This is a genomic window from Streptosporangium sandarakinum (genome assembly GCF_013409935.1).
Taxonomy (GTDB): Bacteria; Actinomycetota; Actinomycetes; order Streptosporangiales; family Streptosporangiaceae; genus Streptosporangium; species Streptosporangium nondiastaticum.
On record NZ_JACCCO010000001.1, the window covers coordinates 562143 to 581478 of the forward strand.

Consider the following 19336-nt stretch of genomic DNA (forward strand, 5'->3'; position numbering starts at 1 on the left):
TGTCAGCTCCAGTCCTTGAAGATGCCGCGGTACTTCTGGTCGACCGTCTTGAGCATCTCCTCGGGCGTGGTCTTGCCGCCGACCAGGGCCTGGTAGCCCTCCAGCAGCGGCTGGAAGAGCTGGCCGCCCTCGGGGATCCACGGCCGCGGGACCGCGGTGTCGAGGATCGGCTTGAAGGTGGCGACGTCCTTGTTGCCCGTGACGTCGGGGTTGTCGTAGGCGGAGGCGCGGGTCGGCAGGAGGCTGATCTCCTTGGCGATCTTCGCCTGGGCCTCGGGGGTGCTCATGAAGCGGACGAACTCGTAGGAGGCGTCCAGGTTCTTGGAACCGGCGTAGATGGCGTAGTTCCAGCCGCCGGTGGGGGCGCCGGCCTTGACCGAGCCCGCGGGGACCGGGGCGATGCCCAGGTTCTCCTTGTCCTTGAACTCCTTGCCCTGGTAGACCTCGGCCAGCGACCACGGGCCGTTGTAGATCATCGCGGTCTTGCCCTCCTTGAGGGCGGTCATCGCGTTGGCGTAGCTGTCCTGGATGGCCGGCTTGGGCGCGGCGCCCGACTTGATCAGGTCGTCGACCGTGGCCATCGCCTTGGTGTTGGCCGGGGAGTTGACGGTGATCTTCTTGTTCGGGGCGTCGAGCATGTCGCCGCCCTCGCCGTACATGAACGGCAGCAGGAAATAGGCGTCGACGTTGAGCGCGAGGCCGTCGGCGCCGGTCTTCTTCTTGACGTCGAGGGCGGTCTGCTTGAGCTCCTCGACCGTCTTCGGGGCCTCCTCGTGCCCGGCCTCCTTCAGCAGCCTCTTGTTGTACAGCAGGGCCAGGGTGTCGGTGACCTGCGGCACGGCGTAGGCCTTGCCGTTGTACTTGGCGCTGCTCAGCGGGCTGGGCAGGAAGTCGGACTCGTTCTCCAGGGCGCGGGTGCCGTCCAGCGGCTGGAGGTAGCCGAGCGAGGCGAACTGGGAGGTCCAGGCCACCTCGGAACGGATCACGTCGGGCGCGCCGGAACCGGCCTGCGCGGCGGTCTGGAACTTGTTCTGCGCCTGGTCCGAGGGGACGTTGACGTAGTTGACCTTGATGTTCGGATACTTCGCCTGGAACTCCTTGATGAGCGCCTGGAACGTCGGGCCCTCGCTGTCCGGCCGGACCGTGTCCCACCAGGTGATCTCACCGCTGATCTTCGTGGGGTCCGAGGGGGCCGAGCCGGCCGGCGCCGCCGCCGAGCCACCGTCGCCGCCGCCGCAGGCCGAAACCGCCAGGGCGAGAGCCGCGACGATCGTCGCGGCCGAGAAGGCTCGCCGCATCATTTCTCCTCATCGTTCAGGGGACCGGACCGGGATGGGGAGACTCCGGGCCGGGTTTGGAGTACGCCGGACGTTACGCCGACGTGAACTCCTTTGGAAGAACTTGCTGCAAGAGTCTGCAAACTTGTTACAAACCCGGCGTAGGCAACCATTTCGTTACCTTCTCCCGCCTCTGACCTGGCCCGGAGCGAGCCGGAGGCGGGCCGCCGACCCGTCCCCGGGAGCCCGGGAGACCTGGCGGGGACGGGCGTTCCGCGTCCCGGACGGGATGCCGGACGGAACCGTGCAGAAAGTTTCCGCAAGGGATTGCATAGATCATGTCCAATGAGTAACTTCCGGGCAACACCCCCAAAACAACCGTGGAGGCCACCGGTGGTCCGGCCGCTCCCCCCACGGCGCGCGAGGACGGGACCGCTCACCGCGGCAGTCATCGCGGCGGCGCTGCTCGTGCCGCCCCTCGCCGCCCCCGCCCACGCGTCGTCCCCCACCTCTCTCCCGGCGGCGAGCCCCGTCTCCGCACCGCCCGCCACCGCCGCCTCCACCGCATCACCCGCTCCCGCCGCCTCCACCGCCTCCGCCGCGTCCGGTGCCGCGCCCGCCGCCTCCGTGCCGCCCGTGGTCTCCGCGCTGAGCCGTACGGCCGAGCCCGCCGACAGGAACCTCGCCCGGGACGCCGCGCGCACCAAGCTCACCCGCGAGCGGTTCTACTTCGCGATGACCGACCGGTTCGCCGACGGCGACCCCGGCAACAACCGCGGCGGCCTGTCCGGCGACCGGCTCGCCACCGGCTTCGACCCCACCGACAAGGGGTTCTACCAGGGCGGGGACCTCAAGGGCCTGATCGACCGGCTCGACTACGTCAAGAACCTCGGCAGCACCGCGATCTGGATCACCCCGGCGTTCCGCAACCGGCCCGTCCAGGGCGCCGGCGCGAACGCCTCGGCCGGCTACCACGGCTACTGGATCACCGACTTCACTCGGATCGACCCCCACCTGGGGACGAACGCCGAGATGAAGCAGCTCGTGCGCGAGGCGCACCGGCGGGGGATGAAGGTCTTCTTCGACATCATCACCAACCACACCGCCGACGTGATCGACTATAAGGAGAAGACCTACTCCTACCGCTCCAAGGGCGCCTACCCCTACGTCGACGCCCGCGGCGTGCCGTTCGACGACCGCGCCTACGCCGGCAAGGACACCTTCCCCGAGGTGACCGCCGACTCCTTCCCCTACACGCCGGTCGCGCCGAAGAACGCCAAGACCCCCGCCTGGCTGAACGACCCGACGATGTACCACAACCGGGGCGACTCCACCTTCAGCGGCGAGAGCTCCGAGTACGGCGACTTCTCCGGCCTCGACGACCTGTGGACCGAACGGCCCGAGGTCGTCAGGGGCATGGCCGACATCTACAAGACGTGGGTCCGCGAGACCGGCATCGACGGGTTCCGCATCGACACCGCCAAGCACGTCGACATGGAGTTCTGGGAGCGCTTCTCCCCCGCCCTGCACGACTACGCGGCGAAGCGGGGCGACAAGCGGTTCTTCATGTTCGGCGAGGTCTACTCCGGCGACCCCGCCTTCACCAGCCGCTACTCCACCCGCGGCGGGCTGGACGCCACCCTGGACTTCCCGTTCCAGGAGGCCGCCCGGTCCTTCAGCGGCGGCACCGCGGACGCCGCCCGGCTGGCGAGGCTGTACGCCGACGACGACCACCACACCGACGCCGACGGCGACGCCTCCTCGCTGCCGACCTTCCTCGGCAACCACGACATGGGCCGCATCGGCCGTTTCCTCGCCCAGGACAACCCCGGCGCGGACGACGCCGAGCTGCTCCGCCGCGACCTGCTGGCCCACGAGCTGATGTACCTCACCCGCGGCCAGCCGGTCGTCTACTACGGCGACGAACAGGGTTTCGGCGGGAGCGGCGGTGACAAGGACGCCCGCCAGACGATGTTCGCCTCCAAGGTCGGCGACTACCTCGACGACGACCTGATCGGCACCGCGGCCACCCACGCCCAGGACAACTTCGTCCCCGGCCACCCGCTGTACCGGGGCATCTCCGCCCTGGCGAAGCTGCGCCAGGACAACCCGGCCCTGGCCGACGGCGCCCAGATCGAGCGCCTGGCCGCCGGAGGCGTCTACGCCTTCTCCCGGATCGGCGCCCGCGACCGGGTCGAGTACGTCGTGGCGGTCAACAACGCCGAGCGGGCCGGCGCCGCCGCCGTGCCGACGTTCTCCCCCGGCATGGCCTTCACCAAGGTGTACGGCGAGGGCCCCGCCGACCTGACCTCGGGCGCCGACGCGAAGCTGCCGCTGACCGTGCCGGCGCTGTCGGCCGTCGTGTACAGGGCGCGCGGGGCGCTCGCCGCCCCCGCCACCGCCCCGGCCGTCTCGATCGCCCTGCCCGGCGCCGAGATCAGGGGCACCGCCGAGGACGGCCGGATCCCGGTCACCGCCACCGTGCCCGGAAACGGCTTCGACCAGGTGACGTTCGCCGCCAGGGTCGGCGACGGCGGCTGGAGGGTGCTCGGCACCGACGACGCGCCCAACGCCACGGCCGCCGGCCGTACCTTCCGGGTCTTCCACGACCTGCGCGGGATCCCGGCCGGCACGAAGATCACCTACCGGGCGATCGTGAAGGACTCCGCGGGCCGCCTCGCCTCGGCCACCGCGTCCGCCGCGGTCGGCGCCGAGCCCGCCCCGCAGGACCCGGGCGCGGTCACCCGTGACTGGCTGGTCGTGCACTACCAGCGCCCGGACGCGAAAGACGCCGGCGACTACGACGGCTGGGGCCTGCACGTCTGGGGCGACGTGGAGCGGCCCACCGAGTGGGCATCCCCGCTCCCGCTGACCGGTGAGGACTCCTACGGCAGGTTCGCCTGGGTCAAACTCAGACCCGGCGCGACCGACGTCGGGATCATCGTCCACAAGGGCGACGAGAAGGACGGCGGCGACCGCGTCGTCAACCCCGCCAGGACCGGCGAGGTCTGGGTGGCGTCCGGCAGGGCCGAGACCTACACCTCCCGCGCGCAGGCCCAGGGCTACGCCACCGTCCACTACGCGCGGCCCGACAAGGACTACGACGGCTGGGGACTGCACCTGTGGGGCGACGGCCTGGCCGACGGCGCCGGCACCGACTGGGCCTCCCCTCGCCCGCCGGACGGCGTCGACTCCTACGGCGCGTTCTGGAAGGTCCCGCTGAAGGACGCCGCCGCCCCGCTGAACCACATCGTCCACAAGGGCGACGTCAAGGACCCCGGGCCCGACCAGACGTTCACCCCGGCCGCGCAGCCCGAGGCGTACGTCGTCTCGGGGAGGACGGAGGTCCACCCGACCCGGGCCGCGGCCGAGAACGTCGCGATCGTGCATTACCACCGGCCGGACGGGAAATACGACGGCTGGGGACTGCACCTGTGGGGTGACGTGGCGACACCCACCGAGTGGGCCGCCCCGCTCCAGCCCGAGGGCCGGGACGCGTTCGGGCTCCATTACCGGATCCCCCTGAAAGAGGGGGCGAAGAACGTGAGCTACATCATCCACAACGGCGACGACAAGGACCTGCCCGCCGACCAGTCGCTCGACCTGGCCGCCACCGGGGGCGAGGTCTGGCGGGTCGCCGGCGTCGAGGGGAACCTGCTGCCGCAACCCGCCGCCCACGGCGCCGACGCCGACCTGACCAAGGCCGCCGCCCAGTGGATCGACCGCGGCACGGTCGCCTGGAAGGTGCGGCCGTCCGACGCCTCGCACCACTCGCTGGTCTTCTCCGCCAAGGGCGACATCGCCTACGCCGACGGCGACCTCACCGGCGACCTCCGGATCATCCGGCTGGTCCCCGGCGTCCTCACCGACGCGCAGAAGGCCAGGTGGCCGCACCTTTCCGAGTACGCCGCCCTCACCGTGGACCCGCGCGACGCCGGTCTGGTCGCCGAGGCGCTGCGCGGGCAGGTCGTGGCCGTCGAGCGGGACGCCTCCGGCGCGCTGCTGGCCGCCACCGGCGTGCAGCTGCCCGGCGTGCTCGACGACGTCTACGCCAAGGCGGCCGGCGCCGAGCTGGGCCCGGTCTGGGACGGCGCGCCCCGGCTGTCGGTCTGGGCGCCGACCGCGCGCAAGGTCGAGCTCGCGCTCTACCGCGACCCGTCCGGCGGTGAGCGCGCCGTACATCCGATGCGCCGCGACGACGCCACCGGCGTCTGGTCGGTGCGGGGCGCGGCCGCCTGGAAGGGCCGCTACTACACCTTCCTGGTCACGGTCTACTCCCCCGCCGCGGGGAAGGTCGTCACCAACGAGGTGACCGACCCCTACAGCCTGTCGCTGGCCGCCGACTCCGTCCGCAGCCAGCTCGTCGACCTCGGCGACCGGTCGCTGCGGCCCGACGGCTGGGCGTCCCTGGTCAAGCCGGAGGCCGTCCCGCAGGCCAGGGCGTCGATCTACGAACTGCACGTGCGCGACTTCTCCGCCTCCGACACCACCGTCCCCGCCGACCGGCGCGGCACCTACGCGGCGTTCACCGGCGACTACGCCGGGATGCGGGAGCTGCGCAAGCTGGCCGGGGACGGCCTGACCCACGTCCACCTGCTGCCGGTCTTCGACATCGCGACCGTCCCGGAGAGGAAGGCCGACCGCGCCGAGCCGGACTGCGACCTGGCCGCGCTGCCCGCCGACTCCGACCGGCAGCAGGAGTGCGTCGGAAAGACCGCCGCCAAGGACGCCTTCAACTGGGGCTACGACCCGCGGCACTACACCGTGCCCGAGGGCTCCTACGCCTCCGACCCGGACGGCACCGCCCGGATCAAGGAGTTCCGCGGCATGGTGCAGGGCCTCAACAGGGCCGGCCTGCGGGTGGTCATGGACGTCGTCTACAACCACACCCACGCCGCCGGCCAGGACCCGACCTCGGTGCTCGACCGCGTCGTGCCCGGCTACTACCACCGGCTGCTCGACGACGGCGCGGTGGCCACGTCCACCTGCTGCGCCAACACCGCCCCCGAGCACGCGATGATGGGCAGGCTCGTCGTCGACTCCATCGTCACCTGGGCGAAGCAGTACAAGGTGGACGGCTTCCGCTTCGACCTGATGGGCCACCACCCGAAGGCGAACATCGTCGCGGTCCGCAAGGCCCTCGACGCGCTCACCCCGGAGAAGGACGGGGTGGACGGCAAGTCGATCATCCTGTACGGCGAGGGCTGGAACTTCGGCGAGGTCGCCGACGACGCCCGCTTCGAGCAGGCCACCCAGGCCAACATGGCCGGCACCGGGATCGGCACCTTCAACGACCGGCTGCGCGACGCGGTGCGCGGCGGCACGCCGTTCGACGCCGACCCCCGGATCCAGGGCTTCGGCTCCGGCCTGGCCGGCGCGCCCAACGGCTCGCCCGCCAACGGCACCGCCGAGCAGCAGCGGGCCCGCCTGCTGGGCTACCAGGACCTGATCAAGGTTGGCCTGACCGGCAACCTGCGCGACTACGCCTTCACCGACTCGCACGGCAGGCGGGTCAAGGGATCGGAGGTGGACTACAACGGATCGGCGGCCGGCTACACCGCCGCGCCGGGCGAGGCCGTCACCTACGTCGACGCCCACGACAACGAGACGCTGTTCGACGCGCTGGCCTACAAGCTGCCGCAGGCCACCCCGATGACCGACCGGGTGCGCATGCAGTCGCTGTCGCTGGCCACCGCCGTCCTCGGGCAGGGCACCTCGTTCGTCCACGCCGGAACCGAGCGGCTGCGCTCGAAGTCGCTGGACCGCAACTCCTTCGACTCCGGCGACTGGTTCAACCGGCTGCTGTGGGACTGCTCGGCGGGCAACGGCTTCGGCGCGGGCCTGCCGCCCAGGGCGGACAACGAGGACAAGTGGCCCTACGCCCGGCCGCTGCTGGCCGACCCGGCGCTGAAGCCGGACTGCGCGGCGATCACCTCGGCGCGGAACCTGTACGGCGAGCTGCTGAGGATCCGCTCCTCCTCCCCCGCCTTCACCCTCGGCTCGGCCGCCGAGGTGCAGAAGCGGCTGACCTTCCCGCTGAGCGGCGCCGCCGAGACGCCGGGTGTGGTGACCATGCACCTGGACGCCTCGGGGATCGACCCGAGGTGGGACTCGCTCACCGTCGTGTTCAACGCCACGCCCGAGAAGCGGTCGCAGACCGTGGCCGCGCTCAAGGGCGCCGCGGTGACCCTCCACCCCGTCCAGGCGGACGGGACCGACGCCGTCGTGAAGACGTCGGCCTTCGACTCCGCCACCGGCACGCTGACGGTACCGGCCCGCACGGTCGCCGTCTTCGTCCGGCCGCGCGGCTGAGAGCCTCCCGGGGCCCCGCGGCCCCGGAGGGAAAGACCCGGGCCGGGTGCTGCAACACCCGGCCCGGCCAAGGGAATCCGTCCATCCACCTGGAGGCCCCCGTGAGATCCTACAAAGCCGTCCTGACCGTGGCGGCGACCGTCCTGGCGAGCGCCGCCGTCGCGCTCCCCGTCACGACCGCCGCGCCCGCCCAGGCGTCGCCGCCCACCCCCGGCCCGATCGTCAACCTGTGGAACTGGAACTGGAACTCGGTCGCCCGGGAGTGCACCGACGTGCTCGGCCCCGCCGGGTACGCCGCCGTCCAGGTCTCCCCGCCCGGCGACTCGATGAGCAAGGGCGGCTCCGTCTGGTGGGACGTCTACCAGCCCGCCCGCTACACGCTCAACAGCAAGTTCGGCGACGAGAACGCGTTCAGGAACATGGTGAACGCCTGCCACTCCGCGGGCGTCAAGGTCCACGCCGACGTGGTCATCAACCATATGACCGGCCAGGGCAGCAGAAGCTACGGCGGCTACGGCTTCGGCAAGTACGACTACCCCGGGCTGTACTCCCCCGCCGACTTCCACTCCCCCGCCTGCACGATCAACGACTCCGACTACGTGAACGACGCCTGGCGGGTGCGGAACTGCGAGCTGGTCGGCCTGTCCGACCTCGACACCGGCTCCGACCACGTCCGCGACCAGATCGCCGGCTACCTCAACAGGCTGACCGACCTCGGCGTGGACGGCTTCCGCGTCGACGCCGCCAAGCACATCGACCCCGGCGACCTGTCGGCGATCAGGTCGAGGCTGAAGGGCTCGCCCTACCTCCACCACGAGGTCATCGAGGGCCCGAACGAGGCGGTCAAGCCGAGCCACTACACCGGGGTCGGCGACGTGCACGAGTTCGTGTACGGCCGCAAGCTGAAGGAGCAGTTCACCGGCCAGATCAAGTGGCTTTCGACCTTCGGGCAGAGCTGGGGCCTGTCGGTGCCGAGCGACAAGGCCGTGGTCTTCGTCGACAACCACGACACCGAGCGCAACGGCTCCACTCTCAACTACAAGTACGGCGACGCCTACAAGCTGGCCAACGTCTTCATGCTGGCCTGGCCGTACGGCACGCCGAGCGTCTACTCCGGCTTCACCTGGGGTGACAAGGAGGCCGGTCCCCCGTCGGCGAACGGCGGGTTCGTCACCGACGCCGACTGCGGGAACGGCCGGTGGACCTGCTTCCACCGGCGGATGAGCGGCATGGTCGGCTTCAACCGGGCCGTCGCGGGCACCTCCGTCGGCAACTGGTACGACAACGGCGACAACGTGATCGCCTTCAGCCGCGGCGGCAAGGGCTGGGTCGCGATCAACAACGAGGGCGGCTCCGTCACCCGGACCTTCACCACCGGCCTGCCCGCCGGCACCTACGCCGACGACGCCGGGAGCGGCACGGTGACGGTCGCGGCGAACGGCACCGCCACGGTGACCGTCCCGGCGAGGGGCGCGGTCGCCGTCCACGCCGGCGGCCCCCGGCCCACCCCCACGGACTCCCCCTCGCCGGACACGGTCGCCACCACCTTCGCGGTGAACGCCACGACGTACTGGGGGCAGAACGTGTTCGTCGTGGGCGACGTGCCCGAGCTCGGCGGCTGGAACCCGGCGAACGCGGTGGCGCTGTCGTCGGCGGCCTACCCCGTCTGGCGGGGCACGGTCGGCCTGCCCGCCGGGCGGACGATCTCCTACAAGTACATCAAGAAGAACCCCGACGGGTCGGTGACCTGGGAGAGCGACCCCAACCGCTCCTTCACCACGCCCTCCGGCGGCGCCGTGACCCGTAACGAGACGTGGCGCTGACCGCAGGCGTCCGCCGCGCCCGCCGCCGGCCGTACGGCGGGCGCACCCGGCTCGCCCGCCGTACCCGCCGGGCCCGGCGCCGGCCGCGTGGCGGGGTCGATGCGCCCGTACGCGACCGCCGGCCCGGAAAATTTTTCCAGGCCGGCGGTTCCGTTTCCCGTCCGCCTCGACCTGCCCCTGAGCGACCTTCACCGGAGACGCGTGGCACGGTACGAACGGATCAATTCCGGCGATCCTGTTTCTCTTACGGATCAGGTGGTACGTCAATGCTGCAACACGCCAAAGAGGGACAAAGGAGGGGAAAAAGCATGATTACCCATGACCAGCTTCAGACCGTCCTTAACCAGCCTGTTTACGACAGCAATGGCGAAAAGGTCGGCAAGGTGGAGCACGTCTACGTCGACGACGCCACCGGCCGACCCGCCTGGCTCTGCGTGCGGACCGGGCTGTTCGGCATGAACGAGACCTTCGTCCCGGTTCAGACGGCCAACGTGGTGGGCGACCACATCGAGGTGGCCCTTGACAAGGACCGCATCAAGGACGCCCCCAACATCGACGTCGAGTCCGGCGGCCACATGTCCGCCGAGGAGGAGCGCGAGCTCTACCGCTACTACGACATCGACTGGGAAGGCTCCTGGCAGGAGGCCAACCGGACCGGCGAGACCGGTGAGGCGGGCTGGGCGCACACCGGCGGCCTGCGGGAGCGCGAGCGCATGGGCCGCACCGCCGGCCTGGACGGCGAGCACGGGATCCACACCGGCGGCACGGACCACGACGGCCTCGGCCGCACCGGCGGCCTGCGGGAGCACGGGCGGACGGACCACCACGGCGTGGGCCACACCGGCCACACCGGCCACACCGGTGACGACGCGATGACCCGCTCGGAGGAGCGGCTGGACGTCGGCACCGAGAGCCACGAGGCGGGCCGGGCCCGGCTGCACAAGTACGTGGTCACCGACCAGGAGCAGATCACCGTACCGGTCACCCGCGAGGAGGTCCGCGTCGAGCGCGAGCCGATCACCGACTCCAACATCGACGACGCCCTCGGCGGCCCGGAGATCACCGAGTCCGAGCACGAGGTCATCCTGCGCGAGGAGCGGCCGACGGTCGAGAAGCGGACCGTCCCGGTCGAGCGGGTCCGCATGTCCAAGGACCGCGTCACCGACGAGGAGACCATCTCCGAAGACGTCCGCAAGGAGCGCATCGAGGCCGAGGGCGACGCCCGCGGCATCGGCCGCGGCCGGACCCTCTGATCGGTCCACCGGCCGGATCCGGGCCCGTACGGCACCGCCGTACGGGCCCGCGCCGTTCCCGGCCCCGGTATCCGCCTACCGGCGTCCCCCGGCCGGGAGCCACCGTCAGGCCGGGCGCCGGACGCGGAAGGCCGGGCCGTCGGCCGGACGGGGTCGGCGGGGAGCGCAAAGGCGGGGATCGGGGTGGGCCGGCGGGGAGCGCAAAGGCGAGGATCGGGGTGGGTAAAACCCGGGCCACGTCCGCCGCATTCCGAACTCATTTGTCATGGTTTGGGCATATTCGTTACGGAGCAGGGCGGACTACGCCGATCAGGGGGTGGCGGCCGTGTCAGATGACCTGTTCACCGAACCGGACGACATGTTCCAGGACCGGCGGGAGGCCGGCCGGGTCCTCGCGCGCCTCCTGGAGCACTACCGCGGCAGACCCGACGTCGTCGTGCTGGGGCTGCCGCGCGGCGGCGTCCCGGTGGCGTACGAGATCGCCACGGCTCTCAGCGCCCCGCTGGACGTCTTCCTGGTGCGCAAGCTGGGCGTCCCGGGCCGCGAGGAGCTCGCCATGGGCGCCATCGCCAGCGGCGGCGCCATCGTGCTCAACGAGGACATCATCGGGCGGCTGGGGATCTCGCAGTGGGCCATCCGGGCGGCGACCGACCGGGAGTGCCAGGAGCTGATCCGGCGGGAGGAGACGTACCGGCAGGGGCGGCCCGCGCTGGACCTCGACGGCAAGACCGTCATCGTCGTGGACGACGGCCTGGCCACGGGGGCGAGCATGCGCGCCGCCCTCCAGGCGCTCCGCCGCCACCGGCCGGCCCGGACCGTCGTCGCCGTCCCGACCGCGCCCGAGTCGGCCTACCACGACTTCGCCCGCCTGACCGACGAGCTGGTGTGCGCCGTCACGCCCCCGTACTTCACCGCCGTCGGGCAGTCCTACCGGGACTTCGCCCAGACGACGGACGAGGAGGTGCGGAGCCTCCTGCGCTCGGCGATCCGGTCCCGGCCGGCGACGGCCAGCTAGTCCGCGCCGAGCGGAAGTCCGCGGGCACGGCGCCCCGCGGGGTGGAGGAGGTGCATCGTGAACGCCGTCCGGATGAACCTTGAACGCCTGGAGATCCCGACCGCCGACGTCGTGCTGGAGGCCGACGTCGCGGTGCCGCACCCGGCGTACGGCATGGTGCTGTTCGCGCACGGCAGCGGCAGCAGCCGTCACAGCCCACGCAACCGCTACGTGGCGAGCGAGCTGCAGAGAGCCGGTCTGGCGACGGTCCTCGCCGACCTCCTCACACCGCAGGAGGAGCGGATCGACCTGGGAACCGGCGAGTTCCGCTTCGACATCGGGCGGCTCGCCGTACGGCTGGCCGGTCTGACCGGCTGGCTGGCCCGGCACAAGCCCACCGCCGGCCTCGACGTCGGTCTCTTCGGCGCCAGCACGGGCGCGGCCGCCGCGCTCGTCGCCGCCGCCGCACGGCCCGCGGTGAAGGCGGTCGTCTCCCGCGGCGGGCGGCCGGACCTGGCCGGCGACTCGCTGCGGTCGGTCCACCAGCCCACCCTGCTCATCGTCGGGGAACGCGACCCGATCGTCGCCAGGCTCAACCAGGAGGCGATGGAACTGCTGCCGGGCGAGACGCGGCTGGAGATCGTGCCGGGGGCCACTCACCTGTTCGAGGAGCCCGGCGCGCTGGAGCAGGTGGCCTCCCTGGCCCGGGGGTGGTTCATGGGCCACCTGCCGCGGGGGCGGAACCCGGAGGACGACGCGCCGGAGTGACCGTGCGCAGTCCGGGGCCCGCGCCGGAGTGACCGTGCGATCCGGGATCCGTGCCGGAAGCACCGAGCCGAACAGGGGCCGCGTCCCACGTTCGTGCCGGGGTGGCGGTTGAGGGACCCGGAACCCGTGTGGATGCCAAGATCTGACAGTCCGCCGTAATTCATCACTCCCTGTCAGTGATTAGTAACTTAAAGTGATCGAAATAGCGGTTGGTTCTGCACTCGCGCGGCTATGAGAGCTGGTGACGAATTGGTCGTTGACTACGGGGGGACCCACGATGACGAACTTCGACCAGATCAAGGGCAAGGCCAGGGAGAACGCCGGTGAGGCGGTGAACGACGACGAGATGGCCGACCGGGGCCGCGCGGAGCACGCCAAGGGCAAGGCCAAGGAGGCCGCCGGCAAGGCCAAGGACAAGGCCAAGAAGGCCGCGGACGACGCGCGCGGCAGGTTCGCCGAATAGTCCGGGCCTTCCTGCGACCGCGGTTTCCGGTCACCGGCGCCGCGGGCGGCGATGGACGCCGCCCGCGGCGCCCGCGCGTCACGGCGACCGCGGGCCGGGCGTCCGGCGCCTCCGCGACTCTCCGCCCCCACGGCTCCGGGAGCTCCGCGGTCACCCGCGGGCCGGGCGTCCGGAAAGTTAAGGCGGGTGACCCTGGGCGTTCAGCTCGGGCACCCCTGAGCGGCCACCCTCGTGGCTAGGTTCGGCGAGCACCCCGATTCAAGGGCGTTCGTCCCGTGTCACGAGGAGTCACCTTGCGAGTCCTGGCCGTTGTGCCCGCCCGTGGCGGTTCCGTGGGCGTGCCGCTGAAGAACCTGGCCGCGGTGGGCGGCACCCCGCTGGTCACCCGCGCGGTGCGGGCCTGCGCGCGGGCCGAGCTGATCGACGAGGTCGTGGTCAGCACCGACCACGCGGAGATCGCCCGGGTGGCCCGCGAGTCCGGGGCGGAGGTGGTCGAGCGGCCGGAGGAGCTGAGCGGGGCCACCGCCTCCAGCGAGTCGGCGGTTCTGCACGTGCTCGACCGGCTTCCCGAAAGCCCGGAGGTGGTCGTGCTGGTCCAGTGCACCAGCGCGTTCATCGACCCGGCCGACCTCGACGCCGCCGTCACCAGGATCCTGGACGGCAGCGCGGACGTGGTGTTCTCCGGCGTGGAGACGCACGAGTTCCTGTGGGACGCCGCCGGCGCGGGCGTCAACCACGACCCGTCCTTCCGCCCGCGCCGGCAGGACCGCGAGCCGCACTTCCGCGAGACCGGCGCGTTCTACGCGATGCGCGCCGACGGCCTGCGCGAGCACGGGCACCGCTTCTTCGGCCGGGTCGCCGTGCAGCCCGTGCCGTCGCGGCACGCCGTCGAGGTCGACTCCCCCGAGGACCTGGAGATCGTCCGGGCGCTGGCGCCGTTCGTGGACCGGCCCGAACCCCTCGACGTGGACGCCGTGGTCACCGACTTCGACGGCGTGCACACCGACGACCGCGCCTACGTCGACCAGGACGGCCGCGAGATGGTCGCGGTCAGCCGCTCCGACGGCATGGGGGTGGCGCTGCTGCGCGGGTCCGGCGTCAAGTTGCTGATCATGTCCACCGAGCGGAACCCGGTGGTCGCCGCCCGCGCCCGCAAGCTCGACGTGCCGGTCCTGCAGGGGCTGACCGACAAGCGGACCGTGCTGCGCGACTGGCTGGCCATCGAGGGACTGGACCCGGCCCGCGTCGCCTACGTCGGCAACGACGTCAACGACCTGGGCCCGATGAGCGAGGTCGGCTGGCCCGTCACCGTGCCCGACGCCCACCCCCGGGTCCGCGCCGCCGCCCGGGTGGTGCTCACCAGGCCCGGCGGGGCGGGGGCCGTACGGGAACTGTGCGACCGGATCCTCGCCGCGCGCCCCGAACCCGGGGCGGCGCCCGCGCCCGCGTCCGTGCCCGTCCCCCGCGCCGAACCGAGGGTGACCCCGGCCGCCAGACCGGTACGGATCGGCGACACGCCGGTCGGCGCGGGCCTGCCGGTCTACGTGATCGGCGAGATCGGGATCAACCACAACGGCGACCTCGACATCGCGCGCAGGCTCATCGACGTGGCGGCCGAGGCGGGCTGCCAGGCCGTCAAGTTCCAGAAGCGCACCCCGGAGATCTGCGTGCCGCCGGAGCAGCGCGACCAGATCCGGCAGACGCCGTGGGGCGAGATGACCTACCTGGAGTACAAGCTCAGGACCGAGTTCGGCCGGAACGAGTACACCGCGATCGCCGAGCACTGCCGCGAGCGGGGCGTCCACTGGTTCGCCTCACCGTGGGACGTGCCGTCGGTGGAGTTCCTGGAGTCCATGGACGTGGTCACGCACAAGGTCGCCTCGGCGAGCGTGACGGATCTGGAGCTGCTGCGCGCCCTCGCCGCCACCGGCAAGCCGGTCATCCTGTCCACCGGCATGTCCACGCTGGAGGAGATCGACCGGGCGGTGGAGATCCTCGGCACCTCCAGGCTCGTGCTGATGCACGCCACATCCACCTACCCCCTCCCCCCGGAGGAGGCCAACCTCCGCACGATCCACACCCTCCAGGAGCGGTACGGCGTGCCGGTCGGCTACTCCGGCCACGAGCGCGGCCTGCAGATCTCACTCGCCGCGGTGACCCTGGGGGCGGTGGCCGTGGAACGGCACATCACACTCGACCGCACGATGTGGGGCTCCGACCACGCCGCCTCGCTGGAGCCGGCCGGGCTGGAGCACCTGGTCCGCGACATCCGCGTCATCGAGAGCGCACTGGGCGACGGCGTGAAGCGGATCTTCCCCGGCGAGGAGGGGCCGAAGGCCCGCCTGCGGCGCGTCACCGTGTAGATGGCGACGCTGCGCGTCGCGGCTCGGGGGCTCAAACCCGGTGTCTTCTGTGTTCATGGCGACGCTGCGCGTCGCGGCTCGGGGGCTCAAGCCCGGTGTCTTCCCTCGTCACTACGTCGCTACGCTCCTTCGTTCCTCAGTCCAGACACCGGCGCCCCCTCGCTGTGTTCATGGCGACACTTCGTGTCGCGGCTCCGGGGCTTGAGTCCGGTGTCTTCCCTCGTCACTACGTCGCTACGCTCCTTCGTTCCTCAGTCCAGACACCGGCGCCCCTTCGCGGGTGGGTGTGACCTTGAAAGGGAACCTTGATCAGGTTGTCGGTCGTCCTGCCGGTGCGGGACGTTGAGACGTACGTGGCCGACGCGCTGGCGTCCCTCGCCCGGAACGCGCGGCGGGACTTCGAGTTCATCGTGGTGGACGACGGTTCGGTGGACCGGACCGGGCAGATCATCGAGGACTTCCGCGACGAGCTGCCCGGTCTGGTCGTGCTGCGCAACGAGACGCCCGTGGGGCTGGCCGACGCCCGCAACCAGGGAGTGTCGCTGGCCTCCGGCCGTTACCTGACCTTCATGGACGGCGACGACTGGCTCGCCCCGGGCTACCTGGCCGACCTGGTGGCGGCGATCGAGCGGCTCGGCTGCGACTTCGTCCGGGTGGACCACGTTCAGGCCGAGGGTCGTCGGAGGGTGATCCACCGGGCTCCGCCGGCCGTTCGCGGGGTGGTGCTGAAGCCGCGCGAGCACATCCTGCCCCTGTCGTCTCGGACCATGGTGGACTACCCCTACGCCTGGGCCGGGATCTACCGCCGTGACCTGGGCGGGCTGCTGACCTTCCCCGGTCGTCTGCACACCGCCGAGGACCGGCCGTGGATCTGGCGGCTGCACCGGCGGGCCGCGTCCTTCGCGGTGGTGCCGCTGGCCGGGATCTTCTACCGCCGGATGGTGGCGGGCTCACTGACCCAGGTCGGGGACGCCCGGCAACTGCACTTCTTCGACGCGTTCGACCTGGTCTTCGCCGACCTGGAGAGGGACGCGGAGGAGGAGTTCGCCGCCAAGGCCGCCCGTACCTTCTGCGCGCTGCTGGTCCACCATCTGGAGCTGGGCGACCGCTTCTCCCCGGAGCTGCGCGCCCGCTTCGAGGCTCGAGGCGCCCAGGCCCTGCGGCGGCTGCCCGCCGGCCTGCTGGCCGAGGCCGGAAGCCTGGGGCCGGAGCGCGACGCGGTCCTGCGGAAGCTGCTGGAGGAGCGATGACACGGCTGTTCTACGCCTCGACGCTGTTCGGGGCGATGACGCTGGCGGCCGCGATCGACGACGGCCGTTTCGGGCCGCGCGATGACCGGCGGATCCTGCTGGTCTCCAACAACGCCGCCGTCCCGGAGGTCACGCCGTCGCTGGACGAGGCTCCGGGGTTCGCCCCGCTGCGCCCGCGCTTCGACGAGGTCCACTCGTGGAACGAGATCGTGGCACCGATGCACCCGTCGGACTGGAAGGCGCGCGCCATCGAGGTCCCGATGCTGAGCCGCCTGCTGGCCACGCGGCTCTCCCTCGGTGACGACCTGTGCGAGCTGGTCCTGGAGTCCGTCGCGGTGCCGCCCGCCCGGACCGTCGCCACGCTGGTCAGGGACTGCCCGATCACCGTCTACTCCGACGGCCTGATGAGCTACGGCCCCACCCGTGACGCCCTGCCGCTGGAGATCTCCGGGCGGATCACCCGGCTGCTCCACCTCGACCTGGTGCCGGGCCTGGCCCCACTGCTGCTGTCGGAGTACGGCGTGCCCGCCGACGCCCTCCCGGACCGGGCGTTCCTGGACGTGGTGGAGTCGGTGACCTCGGCGGTGGACCCGGCCGCGGCAGCTCCGGACGTGCCCGGGGCTCCGGAGAGCCGGGCGATGATCCTGGGCCAGTACCTGTCGGCGCTCGGCATCGTCACCGCCGACGAGGAGGCGGGGCTGCACGCGGACATGCTGCGCGGCGTGGCCGCCCGGGGGTTCGGCACCGTCCTGTTCAAGCCCCACCCGGCGGCCGGGCGCCGGCATGCCCTCCGGCTGCGGGAGACGGCCGCGGAACTGGGCGTCAGACTGGAGGTCGCCACGGAGAGCGTCCCCGCCGAGTCGTACTTCGCGGCCCTGCGGCCCGGGCTGGTCGTCGGCTGCTTCTCCACCGCGCTGATCACCGCGAGGAACCACTACGGCCTGCCGGTGGCGGCGATGGGGGGCGAGCTGGTTCTGGAGCGGCTCTCGCCGTACGAGAACAGCAACCGGATCCCGGTGACGATCACCGACGCCCTGCTGCCCCGGCTGGCGGCCGACGGGTCGGTGAGCGATCCGCCACCGGTGGACCTGCCCGCCCTGGTCCGCGCGGTCGGCTACTGCATGCGCGCCGGGGCCCATCCCGGCCTGCGCGAGGCCGCGTCCGCCCACCTGGACGCGCACGGTCCCGATCGTTACTTCAAGCGCCAGAGACTGTCCGCCCTGGAGCTGCTTCCCGCCCGGGACCGTACGGCGCCGGGGACGCTCGGCCGTCTCCGGCGGCGTCTGTCGCAGACGCTCCTGTAAAACCCAAAATTCAGACATATGTGCCCCTTGACCTGGGAATATCGTCCTTCAGTCGTTTTGAATGCGGTTCGGGAACCGCGCTGAGAGGGCGATCGAGAGGCAGGGGGATGACGCTGCGGACGCGCAGCACCGTGATCGCCGCGCTACTGACCACGGTGGTCGTCGTGCTGGGCTGGCTGGGGCTGCTCGCCGTTCTCCAACGGCTGGAGGACGGCGAGGTGCGCGATCAGGTCACGTCGCTGGCGCGGCAGAACGCGGCGATCGTCCGGGAGGACAGCACGCCCACCCTGGTGGCCGCCGAGGAGAGCGGGGTCGCCCAGCTGGTGATCGGCGGGAGGGTGGCCGGCACCGCGCCCGAGTCGGCCGACCGGCGGCCTCTCACGACGGCCCGCCCGGCCATGGGAGAACCGAACTGGAAAGGGACCGTCACCTGGAACGGACAGCGGATGATCACCGTGGGCTACGCCGTCCCCGGTGGAATGGTCTACGCCGCGCAGCCGGAGCCCGGACTGTTCTTCGACCCGCCGCGGGCGGCGCTGATCGGCGCGGCCGGGCTGGTTTGCGTGGGCCTGGTCTCCCTGGCCACCTGGCTGACCATGTCCAGGGCGCTCGCCTCGATCGAGGGCATCCGCGCGGAGCTGCATGAGATCACCGCCACCGACCTGGGCCGGCGGGTGCCGGAGCCACAGCATCCGGAGGAGTTCAGGAGGCTGGCGGAGACCGTCAACGCCACGCTGGGGCGGCTGGAGGAGGCCGTCGGCCGGCAGCGGCGGTTCGCCGCCGACGCCTCCCACGAACTGCGCAGCCCGGTCACGGCCCTGCGGACCCAGCTCGACCTGGCGATGTCCGATCCCGAACCGGACACCGACGCGACGCTCGAGGGGCTGGACCGCGCGATCGACCGGCTCCAACTGCTGGTGGACGACCTGCTGGCGGTGATCCGGCTGGACGCCACCGCACCGGCCGGCCACGAGCGGATCGACCTGGGCGAGCTGGTCCGCACCGAGCTGGACCGCCGCCCCGACGAGATCACCCGCGACCTGGCGGCGGGCGCGCTGGTCGAGGGCGATCGGCTGCAGCTGGCCCGGGTGCTGACCAACCTGGTGGACAACGCGCTGCGGCACGCCGAGCACGAGGTGCAGGTGAAGGTCCGCCCCGATGCCGATTCGGAGCACGCGGTGCTGGAGGTCATCGACGACGGCGGCGGCATCCCGGAGGCCGACCGGGAGCGGGTGTTCCAGCGGTTCGTCCGGCTGAAGGAGGGCCGAGAGCGCGACGCGAGCGGCAGCGGGCTGGGCCTGCCGATCGCCCGGGAGATCGCCGAGGGCCACGGCGGCAGCCTGGACATCGCCGACTGCGAACACGGCGCCCGTTTCGTCCTACGACTCCCCCTGCTGCCAGGAGACACCGGTCCGACAGAGGAGCCCACGAGGGAACGCCAGTGTCTGGACTGAGGAGCCGCGAGGGGGGCGCCGGTGTCTGGACTGAGGAACGCAGCCGCGCAGCGACGAAGTGACGAGGGAAGACAC

At 71.8% G+C, this 19336-nt stretch carries 11 protein-coding genes; 10 read left to right on the forward strand and 1 reads right to left on the reverse strand.

What is annotated here, in order from left to right; genetic code table 11:
* Positions 1 to 2: 2 nt before the first annotated feature.
* Positions 3 to 1298, reverse strand: a complete 1296-nt coding sequence (locus HDA43_RS02550; protein WP_179818116.1) for an extracellular solute-binding protein — start codon at positions 1296 to 1298, stop codon at positions 3 to 5.
* A 372-nt stretch (positions 1299 to 1670) separates the two neighbouring features.
* Between HDA43_RS02550 and pulA the strand changes: the two genes are divergently transcribed.
* From pulA to HDA43_RS02600, 10 genes are all read left to right on the forward strand, one after another.
* On the forward strand, positions 1671 to 7589 hold the full coding sequence (pulA, locus tag HDA43_RS02555) for a pullulanase-type alpha-1,6-glucosidase (RefSeq protein WP_179818117.1): 5919 nt from the start codon (positions 1671 to 1673) through the stop codon (positions 7587 to 7589).
* A 101-nt stretch (positions 7590 to 7690) separates the two neighbouring features.
* The gene (locus HDA43_RS02560) at positions 7691 to 9412 is read left to right on the forward strand and encodes a carbohydrate-binding module family 20 domain-containing protein (protein ID WP_179818118.1); all 1722 of its coding nucleotides are present in this window, start codon (positions 7691 to 7693) and stop codon (positions 9410 to 9412) included.
* A gap of 308 nt (positions 9413 to 9720) precedes the next feature.
* Positions 9721 to 10665, forward strand: a complete 945-nt coding sequence (locus tag HDA43_RS02565) for a DUF2382 domain-containing protein (protein WP_179818119.1) — start codon at positions 9721 to 9723, stop codon at positions 10663 to 10665.
* A 325-nt stretch (positions 10666 to 10990) separates the two neighbouring features.
* Complete coding sequence (locus HDA43_RS02570; protein WP_312872923.1) at positions 10991 to 11680, forward strand: phosphoribosyltransferase; 690 nt, start codon at positions 10991 to 10993, stop codon at positions 11678 to 11680.
* A gap of 57 nt (positions 11681 to 11737) precedes the next feature.
* Positions 11738 to 12427 carry a dienelactone hydrolase family protein gene (locus HDA43_RS02575; RefSeq protein WP_312872924.1) on the forward strand — a complete coding sequence of 230 codons (690 nt, stop codon included), beginning with the start codon at positions 11738 to 11740 and terminating at the stop codon, positions 12425 to 12427.
* 277 nt (positions 12428 to 12704) lie between these two features.
* Positions 12705 to 12890, forward strand: a complete 186-nt coding sequence (locus HDA43_RS02580) for a CsbD family protein (protein ID WP_179818120.1) — start codon at positions 12705 to 12707, stop codon at positions 12888 to 12890.
* A 293-nt stretch (positions 12891 to 13183) separates the two neighbouring features.
* Positions 13184 to 15253, forward strand: a complete 2070-nt coding sequence (locus HDA43_RS02585) for an N-acetylneuraminate synthase family protein (RefSeq protein ID WP_179818121.1) — start codon at positions 13184 to 13186, stop codon at positions 15251 to 15253.
* Between the two features lie 305 nt (positions 15254 to 15558).
* Positions 15559 to 16503: a glycosyltransferase family 2 protein gene (locus HDA43_RS02590; RefSeq protein ID WP_179818122.1), complete on the forward strand. Its 945-nt coding sequence runs from the start codon at positions 15559 to 15561 to the stop codon at positions 16501 to 16503.
* On the forward strand, positions 16500 to 17807 hold the full coding sequence (locus tag HDA43_RS02595; RefSeq protein ID WP_179818123.1) for a polysialyltransferase family glycosyltransferase: 1308 nt from the start codon (positions 16500 to 16502) through the stop codon (positions 17805 to 17807). Before HDA43_RS02590 ends, HDA43_RS02595 begins: the two co-directional genes overlap by 4 nt.
* A 107-nt stretch (positions 17808 to 17914) precedes the next feature.
* The gene (locus tag HDA43_RS02600; RefSeq protein WP_179818124.1) at positions 17915 to 19261 is read left to right on the forward strand and encodes a sensor histidine kinase; all 1347 of its coding nucleotides are present in this window, start codon (positions 17915 to 17917) and stop codon (positions 19259 to 19261) included.
* Positions 19262 to 19336: the final 75 nt, after the last annotated feature.